1 protein-coding gene is annotated in these 1712 nt (G+C 25.7%); it reads left to right on the top strand.

The features are described from left to right. Positions 1–1712, top strand: a 1712-nt coding sequence (locus AJ930_RS06785) for a type VI secretion system Vgr family protein (RefSeq protein WP_148122813.1), incomplete at both ends; no start/stop codon positions are given.

Here is a 1712-nt window from a genome sequence, read left to right as displayed (position 1 = left end):
GGAATTATCACTTATATAAAATATCTAGGTATTAATCATGAAAGTGCTTTAAATATTAATGATAGCGCTTCAAATACTAAGCAAATAAAATACAAGCATTTTTTTTCTTTTAAGCTTCAATCAGTCTTGATAAGACTTTCTTTAAATAAAGCCAATCGTATTTATACTCATACTAATATTATAGAAGTGATTAAACAAACCCTTAGTTTTTATCAAGATATCTTACATAAAGAAATTGATTATTCTAATATACATTTTAATTATGAAAAACAAGAACTCATCTCTCAATACAATGAAAGTGATTTAGACTTTATTACAAGATTAAGCCATAATAATGGAATCTTTTTTTATGAAGATGAGAACACTATTTATTTTTGTGATGTATATAAAAATGTAAAAAATAAAGAGATAGAATATAATCCTAATGTTAATAATATTTTAAATCAAGCTTGTATTTCTTCTATTTATAAAGAACAAAGCTTAAGAACTAATTCTTTTACACATTCTAGTATCAATGCCAATACTCCTTTAAATCTTTTATCCTTACACTCTAGTAAAGTTCCTTATGAACAAGAACTTAATAACAAGGCTTATTATAATGAACATTTTTATGAGAGTGAATATTCTTTTACAAAAAGCATTGATTTAAAGACTAAGCCTTCTCTTAAAGAAAAAAGAGCCTTAGTATTAAATGAAAGCTTACTAGCAAAAAGTAATATTTATCATCTTAGCTTAGGAGATTTTATCACTTTAAATTATAAGGAGTTTAATCATCAAGAAGAAATAAAAAATCAAGATGAAGAAAAACAAGATAAAGCTTCTTTGCTTAAAGACTTTATTATTATTGCTAATACTCAAATCTTAATTGATGATGCCATCTTAGCTAATTCTATTAATACTAATGATCATTTAAATTTAAAAGATTTAAATTTAAGTAAATCTTATTCCAATACTTTAACTTTATTAAAAAAGAATATTATCTTTACTCCAAGTTTTAAAGTTAAACCTAAAGCTCCTAATAGCACTCAAGGTATTGTTATAGGAGAGAGTAAGGATATAGAAAGTGAGAGAAATACTATTTATACTGATGAGCATGGAAGGGTTAAGGTAAGGATTAATCTTTATGCTAATCAAGAAGAATTAGATGAAAAAGAAAGTTTATATCATCACACTCCTTTTTTAAGAGTAGCTTCTAGTATAGCAAGTAATCATTCAGGTTTTTATCATACTCCAAGAATTGGAGATGAAGTGATTATTTCTTTTTTAGATGATGATATAGATAAGCCTTATGTAAGTGGAAGTTTGTATAATGGGACTAATCCAAGTTTAGTAAATCTTCCTTTTAATGATCACCAAACTTCTCTTTCTTCTAAAACCATAGGTGTTAATGAAGAAGGTTATAATGAACTTACCCTCTCAAATATAAAAGATAAAGAACAAATTTATTTAAAAGCCCAAAAGGATTATGATGAATTAGTCCAGCATAATTTCACTCAAAGAATCTTAAATGATAAAGATTCTATAGTGGATGGAATTTATAATGAAAGGATTAAAAAGATTCATACTCAAATCATAGACTTAGCTAAAAATGTCAATATAGGAGGAGAATACTTAACTAATGTAGGCTTATCTAAAGATACCATAGTAGGATTAAGCAATACCTTAAATGTAGGAGTAGATAATAAAGTAAGAGTGGCTAAAAACTCTCATGA

The organism is Campylobacter sp. BCW_6871 (assembly GCF_001762325.1).
GTDB lineage: Bacteria > Campylobacterota > Campylobacteria > Campylobacterales > Campylobacteraceae > Campylobacter_D > Campylobacter_D jejuni.
The sequence above is the reverse complement of the archived record's forward strand: the minus strand, read 5'-3'. Positions and strand labels throughout refer to the sequence as shown.